This window comes from Malaciobacter halophilus (assembly GCF_002837275.1).
Lineage (GTDB): Bacteria > Campylobacterota > Campylobacteria > Campylobacterales > Arcobacteraceae > Malaciobacter > Malaciobacter halophilus.
Genome location: NZ_NXIF01000021.1, coordinates 1 through 19,470 on the forward strand (window position 1 = coordinate 1; position 19,470 = coordinate 19,470).

18 protein-coding genes are annotated in these 19,470 nt (G+C 26.8%); 7 read left to right on the forward strand and 11 right to left on the reverse strand.

What is annotated here, in order from left to right; translation table 11 throughout:
• A partial coding sequence (locus CP960_RS05365; RefSeq protein ID WP_101184389.1) for a diguanylate cyclase domain-containing protein occupies positions 1–1,556 on the reverse strand: 1,556 nt, incomplete at its 3' end.
• Positions 1,557–1,693: 137 nt separating this feature from the next.
• Between CP960_RS05365 and CP960_RS05370 the strand changes: the two genes are divergently transcribed.
• From CP960_RS05370 to CP960_RS05390, 5 genes are all read left to right on the forward strand, one after another.
• Positions 1,694–2,026 (forward strand): hypothetical protein, encoded by a 333-nt coding sequence (locus tag CP960_RS05370; RefSeq protein ID WP_101184390.1) that lies wholly within the window; start codon positions 1,694–1,696, stop codon positions 2,024–2,026.
• Positions 2,013–2,639 (forward strand): type III pantothenate kinase, encoded by a 627-nt coding sequence (locus CP960_RS05375; protein WP_101184391.1) that lies wholly within the window; start codon positions 2,013–2,015, stop codon positions 2,637–2,639. The genes CP960_RS05370 and CP960_RS05375 overlap by 14 nt, the downstream gene beginning before the upstream one ends.
• Complete coding sequence (hisG, locus tag CP960_RS05380; RefSeq protein WP_101184392.1) at positions 2,617–3,225, forward strand: ATP phosphoribosyltransferase; 609 nt, start codon at positions 2,617–2,619, stop codon at positions 3,223–3,225. The genes CP960_RS05375 and hisG overlap by 23 nt, the downstream gene beginning before the upstream one ends.
• Positions 3,225–3,917 carry a class I SAM-dependent DNA methyltransferase gene (locus tag CP960_RS05385; protein ID WP_101184393.1) on the forward strand — a complete coding sequence of 231 codons (693 nt, stop codon included), beginning with the start codon at positions 3,225–3,227 and terminating at the stop codon, positions 3,915–3,917. Before hisG ends, CP960_RS05385 begins: the two co-directional genes overlap by 1 nt.
• Positions 3,918–3,990: 73 nt before the next feature.
• On the forward strand, positions 3,991–4,584 hold the full coding sequence (locus tag CP960_RS05390) for an FmdE family protein (RefSeq protein ID WP_101184394.1): 594 nt from the start codon (positions 3,991–3,993) through the stop codon (positions 4,582–4,584).
• Positions 4,585–4,611: 27 nt separating this feature from the next.
• Here CP960_RS05390 and trpS read toward each other — a convergent pair whose 3' ends face one another.
• Positions 4,612–5,580, reverse strand: coding sequence for a tryptophan--tRNA ligase (gene trpS / locus CP960_RS05395; protein WP_101184395.1), 969 nt, complete (start codon positions 5,578–5,580; stop codon positions 4,612–4,614).
• An 88-nt stretch (positions 5,581–5,668) separates the two neighbouring features.
• Here trpS and CP960_RS05400 point away from each other — a divergent pair, with 88 nt between their 5' ends.
• Entirely contained in the window at positions 5,669–6,712 is a 1,044-nt protein-coding gene (locus tag CP960_RS05400; RefSeq protein WP_101184396.1) for a cyclic nucleotide-binding domain-containing protein, read from the forward strand.
• Here the strand turns inward: CP960_RS05400 and CP960_RS05405 are convergent.
• From CP960_RS05405 to CP960_RS05445, 9 genes are all read right to left on the reverse strand, one after another.
• Entirely contained in the window at positions 6,698–7,981 is a 1,284-nt protein-coding gene (locus CP960_RS05405; RefSeq protein WP_101184397.1) for a TAXI family TRAP transporter solute-binding subunit, read from the reverse strand. The genes CP960_RS05400 and CP960_RS05405 overlap by 15 nt on opposite strands.
• 82 nt (positions 7,982–8,063) lie before the next feature.
• Positions 8,064–8,732, reverse strand: a complete 669-nt coding sequence (locus CP960_RS05410) for an amino acid ABC transporter permease (protein WP_101184398.1) — start codon at positions 8,730–8,732, stop codon at positions 8,064–8,066.
• Positions 8,732–9,511 carry an amino acid ABC transporter substrate-binding protein gene (locus tag CP960_RS05415; RefSeq protein WP_101184399.1) on the reverse strand — a complete coding sequence of 260 codons (780 nt, stop codon included), beginning with the start codon at positions 9,509–9,511 and terminating at the stop codon, positions 8,732–8,734. The genes CP960_RS05410 and CP960_RS05415 overlap by 1 nt, the downstream gene beginning before the upstream one ends.
• A gap of 125 nt (positions 9,512–9,636) precedes the next feature.
• The gene (locus CP960_RS05420) at positions 9,637–10,188 is read right to left on the reverse strand and encodes a manganese efflux pump MntP (RefSeq protein ID WP_101184400.1); all 552 of its coding nucleotides are present in this window, start codon (positions 10,186–10,188) and stop codon (positions 9,637–9,639) included.
• On the reverse strand, positions 10,182–11,360 hold the full coding sequence (locus CP960_RS05425) for an MFS transporter (RefSeq protein WP_101184401.1): 1,179 nt from the start codon (positions 11,358–11,360) through the stop codon (positions 10,182–10,184). Before CP960_RS05425 ends, CP960_RS05420 begins: the two co-directional genes overlap by 7 nt.
• A 3-nt stretch (positions 11,361–11,363) precedes the next feature.
• Positions 11,364–12,611: an MFS transporter gene (locus CP960_RS05430; protein ID WP_101184402.1), complete on the reverse strand. Its 1,248-nt coding sequence runs from the start codon at positions 12,609–12,611 to the stop codon at positions 11,364–11,366.
• Entirely contained in the window at positions 12,611–14,374 is a 1,764-nt protein-coding gene (locus CP960_RS05435; RefSeq protein ID WP_101184403.1) for an ABC transporter ATP-binding protein, read from the reverse strand. Before CP960_RS05435 ends, CP960_RS05430 begins: the two co-directional genes overlap by 1 nt.
• Positions 14,364–16,151 (reverse strand): ABC transporter ATP-binding protein, encoded by a 1,788-nt coding sequence (locus CP960_RS05440; protein ID WP_101184404.1) that lies wholly within the window; start codon positions 16,149–16,151, stop codon positions 14,364–14,366. The genes CP960_RS05435 and CP960_RS05440 overlap by 11 nt, the downstream gene beginning before the upstream one ends.
• A 109-nt stretch (positions 16,152–16,260) precedes the next feature.
• Positions 16,261–18,372, reverse strand: coding sequence for a TonB-dependent receptor (locus tag CP960_RS05445; RefSeq protein WP_101184405.1), 2,112 nt, complete (start codon positions 18,370–18,372; stop codon positions 16,261–16,263).
• Positions 18,373–18,484: 112 nt separating this feature from the next.
• Between CP960_RS05445 and CP960_RS05450 the strand changes: the two genes are divergently transcribed.
• Complete coding sequence (locus CP960_RS05450) at positions 18,485–19,462, forward strand: helix-turn-helix domain-containing protein (protein WP_101184406.1); 978 nt, start codon at positions 18,485–18,487, stop codon at positions 19,460–19,462.
• Positions 19,463–19,470 lie beyond the last annotated feature (8 nt).

Genomic DNA, 19,470 nt, shown 5'->3' on the forward strand with positions numbered 1-19,470 from the left:
GTAGTTTTTTCATTTTTAATATCATCCATTGATAGATTTATAGAAAAACTTAACTCTTTTTTATTTTTAAAGTATTCAAAACTCTTTCTTATCATAGCTTCTGTTATTTTTGGATACTGTTTACTACTTTTAGAAATCTCTAAAAATCTATCAGGAGTAATAATCTCATCTTTTTTTACAACTCTAGCTAAAGCTTCATATTTGTCGATTTTTTTAGTTTTGGTATTTTCTAAGCCTTGATAAAAAGGAGTAAGTTCATCATTTTGTAAAGCATGTTTTAATAAAGAAGTTAATTTTATATGGTTTTTATACTCCTCTTTTAAGGTTAACTCTTCGTTATAAATTTCAATATTTCTTTTCTCTTTTTTAGCAGTTCTAACTGCAAGAATTGCTTTTTCTAAAGTTCTTGATTTTGAGTCTTTAGCAACACCTATTGTTGCTTGAATATTTATATCTATATCTTCATATTTAAATAGTTTTGAACTAATAGTTTTTATAAGGTGTTCACAAAAATCTATATTAATAGTTTCATAGGAAAAAATTGCAAACTCATCACTGTGTAGTCTATATACTTTTCCTACATCTTTAGAGGTCTTTACAAGAAGTTTTGCAACTTCATTCATGATAAAATCTCCTACTTTAACACCATAAAAACTATTTATTGTTTTAAACGAATCAAGAGAAACAACAGCTAAACTTTGTGTTTTATATAGTTTTATATCCTCTTGTAGTTTAGTTAAGTTAGGTATTTTTGTAAGGGAGTCTGTATATAGATTATTTAACAATTGATTGTAATAGTAAGTAATAGTATCAAGTAGTCTATTAAATCTACTTTGTAATGAGTAAATTTCTGCAGTTTTTGTTTTTATATGAGCTCTTTTTGTAAAGCTTTTATCTTTTGTTACTTTTTTTATCTCTTCTGTAAAGTTTACAACTGGTTCGATAATCTTTTTATTGATTATTTTATAAAAAATATAAAAATATAAGATAATAAAAAGCATAAAAAATATTAAAAAATAGTATATTACCATATCAAGTGATATTTTTATTTCATTTGGTGGATATTTTATATCTAATACTCCATTTACATCACCTACTTTTGAATTATAGTGACAAGTAATACACTCGCTTGATGTTTTCATAGGATATAAATATCTAATACTTCCATCTTCTTGTACAACAAACTGTTTTTTACCTTCCATAGCTTTTTGTATAAGAGGGTCATTTTTTACTTTTTGTTTATCCTCTTTTATTACACCCATGATTTTTTCAACATTTTTATTTCTATATGAGTGTACTTCTAAGCCATGTCTTATATGCTCCATTCTATTTAGAATTTTAACTAAATCTTCTTTTGCCCAACCTTCTTGCATTCTTGTGTACATAGTTTCAAAAATAAGTTCGCTAGTCTTTTTTGCATCATCTTCTGCTAAAGTTGTTAAAGCAGTTCTTTTTATATAAATTGTTGCAATAAGTAGAGTAATAATACTAAAAAAAAGAACAACTATTAAAATTCTAAAAATCAATACTTTGTTTGTAATAAGGTTATTTTTCATTCAATTCCCAACAAATAAATTACTTTAAAAATTATATATTAAATATACTATATAGTAATTTAAAAAAATTATAACTTAACTACTTTTGTGTGCTTAACTAATGTTTTGGTATAATATAGAGTTTTAAAGGAAAAATATTGAAAGATTTAACAACATTTTATACAAGTAAAAACATACTATTTAAACAAATAAATGAAGTTCTCCCTAAGCAATTAGGAAGTAGAAAGAAAATAGGAATTTATACAGCAACAGATATAAAATCTACTTATTATGCAATCTTTATAGTAGATGCAAAAAGTAGATTTATAAGAAAAAATGCAAATGATTTATTAGAACTTTTTGAGAAATTAAAGGAGTTTAAAGGACATAACTTTAAACACAAAGAGTTACTTATAAGTTCACCACTTTGTTCAAAAGCAAAGAGTTTTTTAAAAGATAATGAATGGAGAGTAAGAGTTGATTTTATGTGATATAGGAAATACAACTATTCACTTTTTAATTGATAAAGAAGAGAAGAGATATTTTTTAGATGAAAAGATACCAAACTTTAAAGAAAAAATTTACTATGTTTCTGTAAATGAGAAAGGTACTTTAAAATTAAAACAATCCAATAATGAGTTAGTAAATATACAAGACTATTTTGAGTTTGAAACAAACTATAAGGGTATGGGAATTGATAGAAAGATTGCTTGTTATGGATATGAAAATGCAATAATAGTTGATGCTGGAAGTGCAATTACTGTTGACATTATAAATAATAAAAAACATGAAGGTGGATTTATACTTGCTGGTATTAAAGCTATGAAAGATTTATACCCAAATATCTCTTTGAAATTAAAGTTTGATTTTAATACAAAGGTAAATTTGGATAAAATCCCACTTTGTACACAAGATGCGATATCATACGCAATCTTACAATCAATAATACAACCAATTGAAAATATTAGAAAAAAACAAAAAATCATATTTACTGGTGGAGATGGAGAATTTTTAAGTAAATATTTTAAAAATAGTATCTATAAAAAAGATTTGATTTTTGAAAATATGAAAAGGATAATTAATGCTAACGATTGCATTGCCTAAAGGAAGAATTGCAAAAGAGACTTTAGAAAAGTTTGAAAAGGCTTTTAATGAAGAGTTTATATTTGAAGATAGAAAACTTATACTTGAAAAGGGTGGTTTTAGATTTTTAAATGTTAGAAATCAAGATGTACCTACATATGTTATGCATGGAGCTGCTGATTTGGGAGTTGTGGGGCTTGATGTTTTAGAAGAGAAAGAGTATGATTTAATAAAATTATTAAATCTACACTTAGGAAAATGTAAAGTTGCTTTTGGATTAAAAAGAGGTGAGGAGTTAGACTTTTCAAAAAGTGAAATTAAAGTTGCAACAAAACATGAAAAGATTGCAAAAAAATATTTTGAACAAAAAGCAATGGCTGTTGAAATTATTAAACTATATGGTTCAATTGAACTTGCACCAATAGTTGGCTTAAGTGATTGTATAGTTGATATTGTTGAAACTGGAACTACAATGAAACAAAATGGATTAGAAGTAGGGCCAACAATCATGGAAAGTAGCGCCCATTTAATTGCAAATAAAAACTCATTTTATGCTAAAAAAGAGATTATTTTAGAATTAAAGCAAAGATTAGAAGAAGTATTATAATGGGATTAGATTTATACTCAAAAGTAGAACAATATTTAGATTTTGAAGATGAGGTTTACTCTTTACACAAAGAGTTTATGACTTTTGTAATGGTAAATGAGCTTGATAATATACTTGATATTGGATGTGGACAAGGTTATTTTCTTGAGAATCTAAAAATAAATGGTAAAAAGGCTTTTGGGATTGATTTAAGTAATGAGCAAATAAAAGTTTGTGAACAAAGAGAAGTTGATGCTAAATGCATGCCTCTTGAAGAAGTAAATAGAAAATTTGATTGTGCAACTGCAATTTTTGATGTAGTAAACTATATCCCTAAAAATCATCTAAAACAGTTTTTTAAAGATACATATAATGTTTTAAATGAAGGTGGATATTATATGTTTGATGTTAATTCATATTTTGGATTCAATGATGTTGCAGATGGAAGCTTGACTATAAATAAAGAGAATAAATTTATAGCAATTGATGCAATTTTTGATGAGGATGAATTAAATACAAATATTATTCTTTTTGAAGAGAAAAAGAATAATTTATATGAAAAACAAGAAGATTTAATAACTCAATATTATCATGATATAAAGAGCTTAAAACAGCTTTTAAAAGAGGTTGGTTTTAAAGTAGAATCAATTAGTGATTTTAATCTTCATGGTTTTGATGAAGCAGATAAACATATTTTTATTTGTAAAAAATAGATACTTATTTTAAATCAATGACTTATTTAAAAGGTTTATATAATATTTTATAAACTTTTTAAAGGTTATAAAGATGAACTACCCAAACTTTTTTAATGAAATAGAATCAATTACTTTAGAAGATAAACTCTCAAATTTTTTAGGCGCATTTGAAAATGGAGTTATTGAATTTAATTATTTAGATGCAGTAAAAATTGCAGGTCATTCATGTCCTACTGTTTTAGGAGCATATTTGATGTGTATTGAAGGATTAAAGGCTTTATATAAGTTAAGCTTACCTAAAAGAGGAGAGATTAAAGTAGAGTTTAAAAATGCTTCAACTGAAGGAACAACAGGAGTTATTGCAAATATAATTAGTGCAATAACAGCAGCTACAACAAATACAGGATTTAAAGGAATTTCAGGAAACTTTGATAGAAGAAATTTACTTTTTTTTGAACAAGATATAACTTCAAATGTAAAGTTTACAAGATTAGATACAAATGAAAGTGTTGATGTTTATTATGATTGTAGTAGTATAACTTTTGACCCTATGGTGTCAGAATTAATGAAAAAAATAGTTCAAAAAAAAGCAAATGATGAAGAGAAAAAACTATTTAGTAAGCTTTGGCAAGAAAGAGTTGAAAAAATTTCTAAAAATATAAATAAAGTGATAAAAGTTGTATAGAATAAAAAGACAAAAGTCTTTTTATTCTTATATTTTAAGTCCTATAAGTTCTCTTATTTGTTCCATTTTTGCTTGAGCAATTTTTCTTGCTTTATTTGCTCCAAAAGCTAAAATATCTTTTACTTCATCTTTATTATTTAAGTAATACTCTCTTTTTTCTAAATAAGGTTCAAAGTGCTCATTTATTTTATCTAAAAGTGTTAATTTAAAATGCCCATAACCTTCACCTGGAGTTTCATATCTTTTTTGTAAATCTTTTAATTCATCTTCATTCATAAATAGTTCACAAAGTTTATAAATATTACAATTTTCCCACTCTTTAGGCTCATCAAGCTCTTTTGAATCTGTAACAATTCCCATTACTTGTTTTTTAACTTTTTTCTTACTTCCAAACATATCAATTGTATTTCCATATGATTTAGACATTTTAGCTCCATCTGTTCCTGGAACTGTTGCAACTATTTCATCTACTTTTGCTTTTGGAAGTATAAAAATCTCTTTGTCATATGCATGATTAAAAGAGTTTGCAATATCTCTTGTCATCTCTACATGCTGAATTTGGTCTTTTCCTACTGGAACAACATCTACATCATAAAGTAAAATATCAGCAGCCATTAAAACAGGATATGAAAATAATCCATGGTTTGCTTGAATTCCCCTTGAAGTTTTATCTTTATAAGAGTGTGCTCTTTCTAAAAGTCCCATTGAAGTATGATTTGATAATATCCAGTACAGTTCAAGTACCTCTTTTACATCGTGTTGTACCCAAAAAGTAGATTTCTCTGGGTCCATTCCTAAAGCTAAAAAGTTAACAGCAGCTTCAAACATATTATTTTGTAAAGCCTCTTTATCTTTTACCGATGTTAAAGCATGATATGATGCTAAAAAAGCAAATAGTTCACCGTCATTTTGTGATTCTATCATCTTTTTTATCATACCAAAATAGTTTCCTATGTGTATTGTACCTGATGGTTGAATTCCTGATAATATTCTCAAAACATAAATCCTTCAAATTTTTTTTGAGATTATATCTAAATTAGGCTAAAATAGAGACTTAATAATCTAAAGAAGAGAGTAGGAGAAATTGGAAGATTATATAAAATCTAAACTAGATAATTTTTACCAAATAATCGAATATCATGAGGGTATTCTTGGTATAAATGACACACTTTCAAATAATGAATATTTAAATATAAAAGATAAAATTTTTAATGTTATTAATCTTTTTTCAGTAATGGATGACCAGTTTGAAACAAAGTTAATGAAAAAGTTTCTAAATGATACAGTTTGCTTAATTGAACATTTTTATAATATTGATATTAAATATAATATTGAAAAAATTTATAATGATTACGAAAAAAAAGAGCAAATAGATTTCCTTAGCTTTGAAAAACTCTTTAAAAAAGTTTTAAAAGAGGAAAAATTAAGAGCTGTAAAGATTATGAATACAAAACTTTATTATCTTGATTTATATATTTGGCATGAAGCTATGAGGTCACAAATTCTTACAAAATTTATTAAGAATTTTACAACTTCAAGTATTTTTGGAACAAAAGAGTTCTTAAGACATACAACAAAAAGTTTTAATTCAATATGTGATTACAAAATAAATGCAACATGTAAACCTTTAGAAGTTAAATACTCAAAAGCTGAAATTGGGGAGTTAAAATCTTTAGAACCAAAAGAAGAGATTGAGTGTGATGAGATTGTTCAAAAACTTGTGGATTCTAAAGAGAACATAAGATTTTTTAAGAATATGAGAGATGAAGATATAAAACATATTGTTAAAGATGTTAAATTTATTAGATATAATCCCCATGAAATAATAATAAATTTACTAGAAGAGGGTGATGAAATTTTCTTTTTACTTGAAGGAAGTTGTAGGGCAAGTATTGGTGCAAATATTGTTGGACAAATAGATAAAAATCAAATTTTTGGAGAGTTTGCACCAATTACTAAAGAGAAAAGAAGTGCTACTGTAAGAGCAAATACTAAAGTAAAAGTTATTAGCTTTAAATTGGCTTTTGAACTTTATGAGGAAGACCCTTATGTTTTTACTCAACTTTACAAAAATGTAATTGCTGAGTTAGTACAAAAAATTAATGCAAAGAATTTAAATAAGCTTTAATCTTGTTTTTATTCTTTGCTCTAACATATTAATATGCATAATTAAATTATAGTATTCTCCCATAAATGATAAAGGAACTTTAGTCTCTTTTGATATTTCATCTTGTAAATCTTGAAGTTTTTCAAGCTGTTCTTCAAGTTGCTGTTTATTTAAATAAGCTATATCTAATTCTACGGTTTTTACTTCTTCATACCATTTATATATTTTAGAACGCATACTCCATTGATAAAGTGGTAAAACTCCTTTAAATAAAGGTATTAAAAGAGTAATTAAAGGTATTAAAAATATTTTTAATCTATCAATATTTGCAGCTATCCAATAAGGAAATATTTTCTCTAACCAAGTATCTCCATTTTCAAAATATATCTTTGCTTCTTCATGGACTTGAAGTTTCATATTTTTTAAATTAGGAAATTCTCCTTGTTTTGAAAATAGCTCTTTTTTATTGTGTACTTCTTTTACTTTTTTTAATAAGATTCTAATTAATTCTTGTGAAAAATCACTTTTAACAACTAAGTTTGCTGTTGTTGCAAGTAAATTTATATTTTCATCTGGTAAGTTTTTATACAAATCAAGAGTTCCCTCATATAAAGTTAAAGAGTCTAAATATGAATATTTTCTACTATATGCTTTTGCTCTTTTAAAGCTAAGTACATTAATATTTGGATTTTCAAGTAACTCTTTTACAATTTGTGAATTATGAGAAGTAACAGCAAACATAGCATCAATTTTTTTAGCTAACAGTAGCTTTTTTGCTTCTTCATTTGAGTAGTTAAGAATTGTTGCATTCTGTTTTGATAATCCATTATCTTTTAGTATTTTTGAAGTTAAATCATGGGTTCCACTTCCTTCTTGTCCTATATTAATTCTTTTAGTAATCAACTGAATAATATAATCAATCTTATACCCTTCATTTCTATAAAAAACCCACAATGGTTCATAATAGATTGATGCAATTGATTTTATATTTTTTGTATCATTTGTAGTTATTGTTCCATTTTGAATAAATGCAACATCTGCTTTATTTTCATGAAGAAGAGTTATATTTTCAACTGAACCTTTAGAAGTAATAATATTTACCTTTACTTTCTCTTCTTCTAAAAGTTTTTTATAAATTAATGCAGTTTTATAGTAGTTTCCTGTTTTTGAGCCTGTGGCAATAGTTATCTCTTTTTTAGGAGCAGGTTTTACAAACTTTGAAGTTATATAAAAAGATGCAATTATTAAAACTAGAATTGGAATGGATATTGTAAAGAATCTACTTTTCATACTCTTCTCTTTATATTGGTATTTATATACTTTAGTGAAACTAATATAAAGGTATTATAAAAAGAAGTATGAAAAAGAGTATTTAATAAGCTTTGTTTAGTCTTGTTTCTACTTTTCTTTGGAAATATGTAAAGGTAACTACAATTACCCAATATACAATAGCAACTGCTAAAAATGATTCAAAGTATTTATAACTACTTGAAGCTTCAATTTGAGCTTTTGCCATAATCTCTGGAACTCCTAGTGTAAAAGCAAGAGAAGTACTTTTAATTATATCAATAAAATTATTCATCAAACTAGGAATGGCAACTCTAATAGCTTGAGGTAAAACTATATAAGAAAAAGTTTGTGTTCTTGTCATTCCAAGTGAATTTGCTGCTTCAAACTGTCCTTTATCAATAGAAGATATTGCTCCTCTAATTGATTCTGCCATATAAGCTGAAAAGTGCAGGGCTAAACCAGCAATAGAAGCTGTATAAGCATCTAAATTTGAAAATATAGGAAGAATTTGTGGTAAACCAAAATATAATAAATATAACTGTACAAGTAAAGGAGTTCCTCTAAAAAAAGAGATGTATAAATCACAAAGTTGTGTTAAAAGTTTTATCTTATAAGTTGTGATTACTGCAATTAATATGGCAATTATTAAAGCTATGGCAGCTGAAATAACTGCCATAGAGATAGTAATATCTATATATTTAAAAAGTATTGGGAAAATCCCTAAGGTATAATCTATATCAAATGTACTCATTATTTCTCTGTAATATTAGAATCAAACCATTTTACTGAAATCTTTTTTAATGTACCATCTTCTTTTAGTTGTTTTATTGCTTTATTAACTTCTTCAACTAAGGCTTTATTTTTCTCATTTTTAACAAAAGGAAAAGAGTTTGTTAATACTTCAAGTGGTTCACCTACTATTTTTAAAGGTAAATTTGCTTTTTTTATTAGTTCAACTGCTGAAATTCTATCTTGAACAAAAGCATCAATTCTTTTAAGCTTTACATCTTGCTCAAAACCATTACCTTCATAAGTGATAAGTTCAACTTCATTATTTTTATCTAAACTTCTAACTATTTGTGCATAGTTCGTACCTAATGTAACACCAACTTTTTTACCTTTTAAGTCTTCAAATGATTTAATTTCATTATTATCTTTATGTACAATAATTTGTGCCCCATCATAAACATATGCAGTTGGGAAGTAATATTTTTCTAGTCTTTTAGGTGTTGTTGTAATTTGATTTGAAATAGTATCAATTTTACCTGTTTCAAGCATTCCAAAAAGTCCAGAAAACTTTGCAGTTTTAAACTCGATTTTTGCATCAAGTTTTTCACCAATTGCATTCCAAACATCTATTTCAAAACCTTGAAGTTTATCATCTTTATAAAAAGTAAATGGAAAATATCCACCTGAAGTTCCAACTTTTATAACTTTTTCTTGTGTAGATGCTTGTGTAGAGTCATCTTTTGAACATCCAATAAAAAGTAAAGAGAACACTGTAATAGAAGCTAATATTATCTTATTCATAACTGTCCTTTATGTTATTTTTGTGAAATTGTACATTTTTTTTGTTAATTATTTCTTACTTTTAAATTTTATATAAATTTTATTAAATATTTGTGTAGTCTTAAGAAGAGAGTTCTTCTTAAGATTTAAAAAATAGTATTTTCAAGTAGTATTTTAAAGCCTATAGCTATAAGAACAACTCCACCAAGAATCTCTGCTTTACTTTCATATTTTGCAGTTCCTTTTGAGCCAATCATAACTCCAATAAAACTAAAAATAAATGTTGTAATACCTATAATTAGCAAAGAGAAATAAACATTTAAATCAAATAAATGAAGTGTGAAACCAGCTGCCATTGCATCAATACTTGTTGCAACTGCTAAAGTTAATAAAACTTTAGTTGAAACTTTTGCTATATCCTCTTCTGTATTTTCTCCAAAAGCTTCATATATCATTTTTCCACCAATAATTAAAAGAAGAAAAAATGCAAGCCAATAATCAAAACCACCAATTATATCTTTTAATCCAACTCCTCCAAAATATCCAATAAATGGCATTAATGCTTGAAAAAAACCAAAAAATAGTCCAGCTTTAAAAGCTAAAACTTTTAGATTTTCATTACTTTTTATGCCTAAACCAATAGATACTGCAAAAGCATCCATACTTAATGCAATTGCTAAAATTAGTACCTCTAACATCTAATAGCTTCCTTTTTTTTATATGAAAGTGAAATTATAGTCAAAACTAAAAAAGTAGTTGCTGAAAATATAAATGGAATTTCTGGTTTGATTTCATAAAGAATTGTACTTAATAGAGGTCCTATTATTATTCCTAAGCCTTGTGCTGCTGATACTGTACCTGCTGCAACTCCTTGCTCATGCTCTTGTACACTATTTGCAGTGATTGCTAAAAATGCGGGCATTAACATTCCTAAACCAGCTGTTCCTATACTAAAAGCAATAGTTAGTTGTATTTGTGTTGTTATAATACTAACTAAAAAATATCCAATTGCACAAAATATTGAACCTAAGATTAGCCATGTATGCGAAGAGATATTTTTTAATTTTGACACTACAATTTGTGTTAATATAAAAACAACACCAATAACTGCTAAAATATAACCAGTACTTTTTGCAGTTTGAACTTGTGTTAAATGAAATTTATCAAGTATATAAAAACCTAAGCAAACTTGTGAGGTTACAATACTGTACATAGTAAAAAATGATGCAATCATAGGAAGTCTTAATCTTTTATCTAAAAAATGAATAGCTTTTTCTTTAGTTTCTTCTCTTTTTTTACTTGGTTCTAAACTAAAATATATAATAACTACTGCAATTAAAGGTAAAATAGTAGCTACATATAAAGGTGCAGTTAATCCATAAACAGCAAGTACACCACCTATGATTGGGCCTATTATCATACCAATTCCATTTGCAGCACCTAAGCTTGCCATATATGAAGTTCTTTTGCTAGGTTCCACCTTATCAGCAATTAAGGCATTTGATACAGGTGGAATTGCAGAATAAAATACTCCAATCATAACTCTTGCAAAAACTAAAGCAATAAGTGAGATTATAACTGAAGGTGGATTTATTATGGCATAGTTTGTATATCCTGCTAAAAATAAGTAAGATAGAAAAAAACCAAATATTGAAAAAATTAAAATAGTTTTTCTTCCATAATAATCACTTTTTTTACCCCAAAATCTTGAGAGTAATACCCATGCAACACCTGCAAGAGCAACCATAAGTCCGGCATGCCATTCTTGTAAATTTAACTCTCTTACAATTGGACCAACAACTGCTAAGAAAGCCATCATTGAAGACACACATAAAATATTTATTGCCATTAAAGGCTTTATTTCTTTCATTTTTTATCCTATTGTATTTAAACTGTTTATTTTTATTTTTTCATTTTGTTCCTCTTTTGATAAAAATTCATCTATTTTAAATGATAAAAAAAGAGGAATAAAAGCTATTAAACTAATAGCTAAAACTATATTTTCATAACCAAATTTTCCAGAAAAAAAGATACTCATACTTGCAAAAATCAGTCCAGAAAGCATAAACATACTATGTTGAATTGCATATTGTGAAGCTGGATTATTACTATCTATTTCATCCATCATTAAAGTTGAAATTACTGTTGTTGAGGGTGTATAAAAAATAAAAATTGTTCCAATTGTTAAAATTACATGAGTAGTGCTTGAATATCCATGTAGTAGTAAAATCAAGAAAAAAAGTCCTAAAATTTGTCCTATTGAACAAAAAATCAAAACTCTTTTTTTGCCAAATTTATTTATTAGCCATGAAGCACCAAAAGATGCTATAATTCCAATGCTATATCCAATAATATGTACAATTAGTCCAATATCTTTTAGTTCCCATCCTAAATCAACTAAAATTGGAGATATTAACCCATGGGCAGTTGCAACTGCACAAGGAAAAAGAAGAATAAAAACAAGCCATATTTTTCTGTTTTTACCTTTCCAAAAACTATAAAACTCTTTAAAAACAAATCTTTTTTGTTTAGCTTTTTTCTCCCAAGCAGGCTCTTTAAATAGTAAAAGTTGAATTATTGCAATAGAAGTAAAAGATGCAAGAATTAAGACTGTTATTTGCCATTGAAGGTATGAATAAATAATTAATGCAACTCCTCCTCCTAAAACTGTTCCTATAAGTCCTCCTGATACTTTAATTGCATTACCAAAAGGTCTTTGTTCTTTTGTTAGGATTTTATAAACAAGTGCATCTAAAGCAATATCTTGAGTAGCAGAGAAAAAAGAAAAAATAACTGCACATAAAAGAATTATTGAGATATGAGTTGTTACTTCATAAAAAGATGCAAAAAATAGTGAACTTACCATTACTATTTGAGAAAGTATAAGCCAAAATCTATAATGACCAATTCTTTGAAAATTTACTTTGTCTATAAAAGGAGCCCATACAAATCTTAAAACCCAAAAAAATCCTAGCATATAAACTATGCCAAGATTTTCTAAAGACATTCCTGTTTTTCTTAAAATAGCGATAAAGGCTTCTGTAAAGAAACCTAATCCTAAAAATTGTGTAACATACAAACTTAAGAATAAAAAAGAGTGCTTTTTTGTAAGGCTTTTCATCAACTATTCCAAACTTTTGTTCTAGTTTGCGCTTCCCACATATTTTTATATAAGTCACTTGAAACTATTATTTGTTCATGCTTACCTTGCTGTATAATCTCTCCTTCATTCATTACTAAAATATTATCTGCATGAGTAATTGTAGATAACCTATGTGCAATAACAATTACTGTTCTATTTTTTACAAGAGAATCAATTGCTTTTTGAACAGCAAGCTCACTTTTTGTATCAAGAGAAGCCGTAGGTTCATCAAGTATTACAATTGGAGCATCTTTTAAGATTGCTCTTGCTATTGATATTCTTTGTTTCTCTCCACCTGATAAATTTCCTCCTAAATCTCCAATATTAGTTTCATAAGAGTTTGGAAGATTTTGTATAAAATCATGGCAATTTGCAAGTTTGCAAGCTTTGATAATCTCATCTTTTGTTGCTTTTGGTTTTGCCATTTTTATATTATTTAGTACTGTATCATCAAATAAATATACATCTTGAAATACTACAGAAATATCTTTCATAAGCTCTTTTTGTGTCATGTGCTTAATATTTACATCACCAATTTTTACACTTCCTTTAGATACATCATCATATCTCATAAGCATTTTAGTAATAGTAGTTTTTCCACAACCTGAGTGTCCCACTATTGCCGTTAGTGAGTTTTGTTTTATTTTGAAATTTATATTTTTCAAAGAGTAAGTTTCATCTTTATCATATGAATAAAAAACATTTTCAAACTCTATATCAAAACTCTTAGCTTCTTGTTTAGGTTCATAAGTTTTTAATGACTTTATATCTAAAACAGTTTTTATTCTATTAAAAGCACTATCCATAGTATCAAATACAGGAATAACTCCTAAAAATAAAGTTAAAGGCTCAGTTAGTCTTGATACTACAACAAGTAAAGCAGCAAGAGTTATAAGTGCTAGTGAACCTTGTTCTACCCAAATACCTCCTAAGAATACAAGTACTAATAAAATAATTTCAACAAGTGAACCCATAATTAGTAAAGGAAGTGTACTTTTTCCTGCTCCATCTTCTTGTATGGTTCTTACTTTTTTTACTGCTAAATCAAGTTGTTTTGCATTTTTACCTACTTGGTTAACTGATCTTAATACAGGAAGACCTTGAATATACTCAATTAGTTGTGATTCTAAATTTGAGTTGGCATCATTAAAATCTTTTTTCTCTTCAATTGATACTTTTCTTTTGATTATATAAAGTGGTATTGCAAAAGGTAGAATCACTAACATAATAAGTGCAAGTCTATAATCAATAAAAAATGTAAATAAAACTACCACACTTGGTACTACAGTTATTTGCATAAATAGTGCAGAAATAACTCCCATATGTAAAATAGATTCATCAACATTAGCAGATAAAATAGAGTTTAATTCTCCTGTTTTATATTTTGATAAAGTATGAAGTGGCATATTTCTAAGTTTTTTACCTAGTTTTACTCTTAAATCATTTGTAATTTCAACAATATAGCCTGAATAATCAAAATCATGACCAAACCACTTAGTAATAATTGAAATTGCACTAAAAAGTGCCATAAAACTAAACCAATAAATAATCTCATTTATATCTGGTTGTGAAGAAAATATTGCTTTTAATAATGGGAAAAACATTGCAAAGGCTAAACCTAATGTAACAAAAGAGATAAAAAATAGTAAAAGACTTCTTTTAAATCCTATTTTATACTCTCCTGCAATTTCAATTGATAGTTTATACACTTCATATAAAGAACTAAACTTTTTATTTGTCATTATGATTTCCTTTATTATCAATATCCCAGTTATAAGCTTTTTCATAACTTGTATATAAATCAATATAATCAAAAGAGTTTTTAATTAACTCTTCATGTGTTCCTTTTGCTATTAATTTACCTTTTTCAAATAGTAAAATCTGATTTGCATCTTTAATTGTTGAGAGTCTATGTGCAATAATAATTACTGTTTTATTTTTTGTAAGATTTGCTAATGCTTTTATAAGTTTCTCTTCATTTTGAGCATCTGCATATGAAGTAGCTTCATCTAGTACAATTATTTTGGCATCTCTTAATATAGCTCTTGCAATTGTAACTCTTTGTTTTTGTCCACCTGAAAGTCTTGAGCCTTTATCTCCTACAATGGTATCATAGCCTTTGGGTAAAGTCATTATAAACTCATGGATTTGTGCGGCTTTACAAGCTTGAATTACTTGTTCATCTGTAGCTTTTTCATTTGCTAGTTTTATATTGTTTTTAATTGTATCATGGAAAAGATATGTATCTTGAAATACAAAAGCAACACTGTTCATTAGTGTTTTTGAATCAATATCTTTAATATTTTGATTTCCAATTAAAATTTCTCCAGAATTTACATCCCAAAATCTAGGAATTAACTTTGCAATAGTACTTTTACCTGCCCCAGATGAGCCTATAATAGCAGTTTTTGTACCTTGCTTTACTTCAAAATTGATATTTTCAAGGGCATTTGAATCTCTATTTTCGTATTTAAATCCAACATTTTTAAACTCAATATCAAAAGAGTTTAACTCTTTAATTTTATTTGAATAATATAACTCTTCTTCATTTGATATATCAGCAATTCTATAAGCAGCTGCTTGTGATTTTTTTACAAAGTTGCTCATCCACATTAAAGGCATTAAAGCATCACTCATTCCTGTTGCAATTAATAAAACTGCTAAAAATGATACTAAATCTAAACTTCCTTGTAAAACAAAATATGCTCCAATACCACTAACTGCTAAAATAGTTGGCATTGGACTTAAGATTGCCATTGCAAACTTTGCAGCTACACCTGTTTCATTTATCCAGTTTTTTAGATTTGTTTTATAGTTTTCTAAAGACTCATTATATCTTTTAAAAGAGCTTGTACCATCATCAAAAGTTCTAACTATTGGCATAGCTTGAACAAACTCTACAACTGCTTTGTTTATATTTGATTGAGAGTTTTCATATGCATTTCTATAAACTTGAGAGTCTTTCATAACATAACTCATAATAATAACACCAAGTATTAAAACCACAATAGAAGCAAAAGCTAATCTATAATCAATTATTAACATTAAAATTAGTGAAGCAATAGGTGTAGAAATACTTCTTCCTATCATTGGAGTTGTATCTGCAACAAAAGCATGAAGATTTTTTATATCATCTAATAAAACTTTTTTTAATCTTCCTGTTCCTGTTGTTGTTATAAATCCTAAAGGAACTTTTGCTAAATGCTTAGAGAGATTTATTCTCAATATTTCTTCAAGTTTAAATGCTCCAAAATGAGAGATTATAAAAGCATATTTTCTTGAAAAAAATGATATAAATGTGATTACAGCTAAATATATAAAAGCTGTATTAAAATCCATTGTAATTCCTAAAAAAGTTGCATTTTTATCAACTGCTAAGGAAACTACAAATGCTAAAAAAGTTAATGCAATAACTGAAGTGATACCAGAAAAAGCTGCTAGTAATATTGCACTATTAATATGTAAGTTTACAGGCTTCATTATAGCCCATAAACTTTTTTTCATCTTTTCGTTTTCCATAAATTACCTTTATTTCTTATATTGAGTAAAATTATAATAATAATTACTATCAAATACAAGAATGAATTTATGTATAAAGGATTATTTTTTTACATAAAAGTATTTTTTATTAAAATCTATAATTAAAAGCAACATTAAAAGTTCTAGGATTTCCAACAGCTCCCATATATCCTACTGTTGTATCATGAAAACCATCTAAAAAATACTCTTTATTTGTTATATTTTTTACTCCAAAATATAAATCCCAATTATCTTGTTCATAACCAATTTTTGCATTATAAACTGTATAAGATTCAACTTTTTTTTCATTTGACCTATCAAACTGCTTTTCTCCTGTATGCAATGCTTCAAAATTTGCAAAAATACCATTTGGGTTTCTATACTTTAACCCTACATTAAAATCATATTTAGGAATCATTGCTACTTTATTATCTTTATAGTTTCTATTTGCAATTGAATCTTCATAATCTCCATATTTTGCTGATACTAAACCAAAGTTCCCACTTAATGTTAGGTTATTTGTAATTGCATATGAAGTTTCAAACTCTAAACCTTTTATATCAACTTCTGTTACATTAGCCTGCATAATAGTTGTAGGATTTACTTGGATTCTATCTTGATAATCGTCAACTTTTGTATAAAAAGCAGCCATATTAAAAGTTAAACCTAAATTAGGAAATTTAGATTTTATACCAATTTCTAATGCATTTGATATTTCTGGATCAAACTCTGCAAGCTCCTTATTATCAACTGCATATGAAAAACCACCAGCTTTATAACCTTTTGAAGCTGTTGTATAAACCATCATATTTTTATTTATGTAATAATCAAGTGAAAGTTTTGGAAGAACAATTGAGTTTGTTTTTTCCATATTTTTCATAGGAGTTGCTGTGTTTACTCCTGCAAAAGTGTGAGTTCTTTTATCCATACTTCTTTTTGACTTTTCGTATCTAAGTCCTGCTGTTAATCCTAGTCTATCGTCAAAAAATCTTATAGTACTTTGTCCAAAAATCGCAATATCTCTTGAGTTTAAATCTGCTTTCATTTTATCTTCTGAATATAAAGGAACACCCATCATATTTGCATAAGTTTCATCAAGTTTATAGCCTGTTTCATCATTTGCATTCTCATTGTTAAAGTATGTTCCAACTATCCAATTAAAAGAGCTACTGTTTGTTGAAGATAGTCTAAACTCTTGACTTAAAGAATCAAGTTCTCTTGAGTTAAACCCTATGAAGTTTTTACTTGGAGAAAAATCTCCATCTAAAGTACTTTGATTATCCATATCTCTATAACTTGTAATAGAAATAAAATCATAATCTTGTGCACTATAATCAAACTTTAAAACTGAAGTTTTTGTTTTGGCTTGACTATCACCTTTATAATTAAATGATGATTCAAACTCATCTAAACTTGAAAGTCCAGTGGCATTTTTGTATTTGCCTTTTTCCATTGAGGTCATAGGAAAACCTCCATCATCATCTAATTTTTGGTATCCTAAAATTAAACTTGTTTCTAAATTATCTGTTACTTTATAAAGCATATTTGTTCTTAATGATAAAGTATCATGATTATCTATATCTGTTGAAGTATATAAATTTTTAATGTAACCATCTCTTTTAGACTTTAATGCAGACATTTTTAAAAATAGTTTATCTTGGATTAATGGAAGGTTTAAAGAGGCCATGATTTGTTTTGAGTCATAATCTCCTGCTTCAAGATTTACTCTTCCTGATAGTTCATTTGAAGGTTTTTTAGTAATTATATTTATAACTCCAGCCTCTGTATTTTTCCCATATAAAGTCCCTTGTGGACCTTTTAAAACCTCAATTCTTTCTACTTCAAAAAGTGGAGAGTCAAAAGCAAATAAATCTGCATAAGATACATCATCAATATATAGTGCAACTGCTGGTTCTCCTACTCCTGTATTGGAAATACCTCTTATTGCAATTCTTGAAAAATAGTCTCTAGAACCACCATGCATAGTTGTTAAGTTTGGAACATAAGATGCAATTTCTCTAGTATTTTTTATACCTGAGTCTTCAATAAAGAATTCATCTAAAACATTTACTGACATAGGTACTTTTTGAATATTTTGTTCAGTTTTTTGTGCAGTAACTGTAATATCTGATAGCTCAACACTTTTTTTATCTGCCATAAGTGAATTTGATAAAATCACTAAAGATGCACTAAGTGATAATAGTACATGTTTCTTGTTCATTTTCTTACCTTTAAATATAGTCTTAATTTAATTTGTAATATACTTATAATGATAATGAAAATCAATAATAAAGTTATGATAATTGTATTATTAATTAATAAAAAGGTATTTTGTGTCAAAGTTATATGATTTGAATGATTTAGAAAACTTTTTTGTAAAAGACTTAAAAGATAATATAAAAGTAGATTTCCCAAATGAAAGTGGAAGTGTAGAAGTAGAAAAAACCATAATATCTGATGATATTTTTTTATATAAAAATAGCTTTAATTTCAAAGATGACGTATCTTTGGACTCTTCTTCTAGTGAAGAGGGCTTATGTATAAATATAGTATTAGATGGTAGTTTAAAATATACAGATAGAATTTTAGATGAACAAACAAATAAGTGTGCTAATAGTATGTTTGTAAAGTATATTAATCAAAGTCAATCTTTATTTGAAGTTAATAAAGGTAATATCTTAAAGGATATTGGAATAATAATAAAAGGGGAGTTTTTACAAGAGTTTTTTTTAGAGAAAATATCTAATAAAGAGTTGATTTTGAAAAACTATGAAAAAAATATTCCTACTAATTTTAAAACTGCTCAAACAAATCTAAAAACAAAGATTTTAGCCCATGAGATTTTTAATTCTCCTTATGAAGGAGAGTTGCATAAAATCTATTTACAAAGTAAGGTTTATGAAATAGTATTTCATGAGTTATCTGATATTTTACAAAAAAATAGGCTAAAAGATATAAAAAAAGAGGTAAAACTTACAAAAGAAGATATTTATGCCTTACAAAAAGCAAAGAGCTTAATTTGTGAAAAAAGATTTTTTCTTAATCTTCCAAAACTCTCAAAAGAAGTAGCTTTAAATGAGTTCAAATTAAAGTATGGTTTTAAAAAGCTTTTTAATACTACACCAGGGGCTTTAATTTTAGAGCATAGGATGTTAGAAGCAAGAAAGTTATTAGAAAGTAGTGAACTTAATATTACTGAAATTTCAAAATTAGTAGGTTATAAGTATGTTCAAAGCTTTACAACTGCATTTAAAAAAAGATTCAATGCCAATCCAAAAGAGTTTATAAAATCAAGAAAATACTATTATTAAGAAAAGAG